The sequence below is a fragment of the Achromobacter sp. MYb9 genome, from assembly GCF_002975275.1.
Taxonomy (GTDB): domain Bacteria; phylum Pseudomonadota; class Gammaproteobacteria; order Burkholderiales; family Burkholderiaceae_B; genus Achromobacter.
The window spans coordinates 1-3,353 of record NZ_PCOQ01000052.1 but is presented as its reverse complement, the minus strand read 5'-3'; the positions used below and the strand labels follow the sequence as shown (position 1 = coordinate 3,353).

At 52.0% G+C, this 3,353-nt stretch carries 2 rRNA genes; both read left to right on the top strand.

From position 1 onward, the window contains the following. Positions 1-155 precede the first annotated feature (155 nt). Positions 156-3,040: ribosomal RNA gene (locus CQ050_RS30570) — 23S ribosomal RNA — on the top strand. A 203-nt stretch (positions 3,041-3,243) separates the two neighbouring features. Then, a 5S ribosomal RNA gene (gene rrf, locus CQ050_RS30565) occupies positions 3,244-3,353 on the top strand; the annotation flags it as partial.

The following is a 3,353-nucleotide window of genomic DNA, read 5'->3' as shown; positions in this document are numbered from 1 at the left end:
AGTACTCGGCGCAAGTCGAAGAAGATAGGTACGGGTTGTGATTGCATTATTTTGTTCCAAGTTCTCAAGACTGGGGTGAATAACCTCAGACTGCTTTGAAACTTATGAACGGCACAAACGCTAATACTCAGGTCCTATAGCCTACAGCGTTATAGGATCAAGCGACTAAGTGCATATGGTGGATGCCTTGGCGATCACAGGCGATGAAGGACGTAGTAGCCTGCGAAAAGCTACGGGGAGCTGGCAAACAAGCTTTGATCCGTAGATGTCCGAATGGGGAAACCCACCGCAGCAATGCGGTATCCCTAGCTGAATACATAGGCTAGTGGAAGCGAACCGGGTGAACTGAAACATCTCAGTAGCTCGAGGAAAAGAAATCAACCGAGATTCCGAAAGTAGTGGCGAGCGAAATCGGAAGAGCCTTTACGTTTTAGCACGCAAGATAGTCGAACGGAATGGAAAGTCCGGCCGTAGCAGGTGATAGCCCTGTAGGCGAAATCTTGTGTGTGGAACTAAGCGTAAGACAAGTAGGGCGGGACACGTGAAATCCTGTTTGAAGATGGGGGGACCATCCTCCAAGGCTAAATACTCGTGATCGACCGATAGTGAACCAGTACCGTGAGGGAAAGGCGAAAAGAACCCCGGAAGGGGAGTGAAATAGATCCTGAAACCGTATGCATACAAACAGTAGGAGCCTCCTTGTGGGGTGACTGCGTACCTTTTGTATAATGGGTCAGCGACTTACATTCAGTGGCAAGGTTAACCGAATAGGGAAGCCGTAGCGAAAGCGAGTCCGAATAGGGCGATTCAGTCGCTGGGTGTAGACCCGAAACCAGATGATCTATCCATGGCCAGGTTGAAGGCACGGTAACACGTGCTGGAGGACCGAACCCACTAATGTTGAAAAATTAGGGGATGAGCTGTGGATAGGGGTGAAAGGCTAAACAAATCTGGAAATAGCTGGTTCTCTCCGAAAACTATTTAGGTAGTGCCTCAAGTATTACTGCGGGGGGTAGAGCACTGTTATAGCTAGGGGGTCATGGCGACTTACCAAACTATGGCAAACTCCGAATACCCGCAAGTACAGCTTGGGAGACAGAGCACCGGGTGCTAACGTCCGGACTCAAGAGGGAAACAACCCAGACCGCCAGCTAAGGTCCCGAATTATCGCTAAGTGGGAAACGAAGTGGGAAGGCATAGACAGTCAGGAGGTTGGCTTAGAAGCAGCCATCCTTTAAAGAAAGCGTAATAGCTCACTGATCGAGTCGTCCTGCGCGGAAGATGTAACGGGGCTAAGCGATAAACCGAAGCTGCGGGTGTGCACTTTTAGTGCACGCGGTAGGAGAGCGTTCTGTAAGCCTGCGAAGGTGGCTTGTAAAGGCTGCTGGAGGTATCAGAAGTGCGAATGCTGACATGAGTAGCGATAAAGGGGGTGAAAAGCCCCCTCGCCGTAAGTCCAAGGTTTCCTGCGCAACGTTCATCGGCGCAGGGTGAGTCGGCCCCTAAGGCGAGGCAGAGATGCGTAGCTGATGGGAAACTGGTTAATATTCCAGTACCGTCGTACAGTGCGATGGGGGGACGGATCGCGGAAGATCATCAGGGTGTTGGATGTCCCTGTTGCTGTATCGAAGATGGCGCTTAGGCAAATCCGGGCGCGTAAATCAAGGGTATGGCACGAGCGAGCATTGCTTGCGAAGTGATTGGAAGTGGTTCCAAGAAAAGCCTCTAAGCTTCAGCTGTACGAGACCGTACCGCAAACCGACACAGGTGGACGGGATGAATATTCCAAGGCGCTTGAGAGAACTCAGGAGAAGGAACTCGGCAAATTGATACCGTAACTTCGGGAGAAGGTATACCCCGGTAGTGTGAAGCGCCTGCGCGCTTAGCATGATGGGGTCGCAGAGAATCGGTGGCTGCGACTGTTTATTAAAAACACAGCACTCTGCAAAGACGAAAGTCGACGTATAGGGTGTGACGCCTGCCCGGTGCCGGAAGGTTAAGTGATGGGGTGCAAGCTCTTGATCGAAGCCCCGGTAAACGGCGGCCGTAACTATAACGGTCCTAAGGTAGCGAAATTCCTTGTCGGGTAAGTTCCGACCTGCACGAATGGCGTAACGATGGCCACACTGTCTCCTCCTGAGACTCAGCGAAGTTGAAGTGTTTGTGATGATGCAATCTACCCGCGGCTAGACGGAAAGACCCCATGAACCTTTACTGTAGCTTTGCATTGATCTGTGAACCGGCCTGTGTAGGATAGGTGGGAGGCTTTGAAGCGTGGTCGCTAGATCACGTGGAGCCATCCTTGAAATACCACCCTGGTTTGTTTGCGGTTCTAACCTTGGTCCGTTATCCGGATCGGGGACAGTGCATGGTGGGCAGTTTGACTGGGGCGGTCTCCTCCCAAAGTGTAACGGAGGAGTTCGAAGGTACGCTAGGTACGGTCGGAAATCGTGCTGATAGTGCAATGGCATAAGCGTGCTTGACTGTGAGACTGACAAGTCGAACAGGTGCGAAAGCAGGACATAGTGATCCGGTGGTTCTGAATGGAAGGGCCATCGCTCAACGGATAAAAGGTACTCTGGGGATAACAGGCTGATACCGCCCAAGAGTTCATATCGACGGCGGTGTTTGGCACCTCGATGTCGGCTCATCTCATCCTGGGGCTGTAGCCGGTCCCAAGGGTATGGCTGTTCGCCATTTAAAGAGGTACGTGAGCTGGGTTTAAAACGTCGTGAGACAGTTTGGTCCCTATCTGCCGTGGGCGTTGGATACTTGACGGAGCCTGCTCCTAGTACGAGAGGACCGGAGTGGACGTACCTCTGGTGTACCGGTTGTCATGCCAATGGCATTGCCGGGTAGCTAAGTACGGAAGAGATAACCGCTGAAGGCATCTAAGCGGGAAACTCGTCTGAAGATTAGGTATCCCGGGGACTTGATCCCCCTAAAGAGTCGTTCGAGACCAGGACGTTGATAGGTCGGGTGTGGAAGCGCAGTAATGCGTTAAGCTAACCGATACTAATTGCTCGTGAGGCTTGATCCTATAACACTGATGGTTATTGACCTGGTGATGTAGCGTTCCAAGTGTCGTTCAATACAAAATCTGGCTGCACCGTCGGCAGCCAGCCAACACCAATTACGACCCCCCTGTGCATGATCATCGAGCTAGCCTCTGATCATCCACACGTTGTGTTTCTTCTAAGATTGGAGCGGTTGCGTTAATACGCAGCAGCTCAACCAGTTACGCCTGACGACCATAGCAAGGTGGTACCACTCCTTCCCATCCCGAACAGGACAGTGAAACGCCTTCGCGCCGATGATAGTGGACGGACGTCTGTGAAAGTAGGTCATCGTCA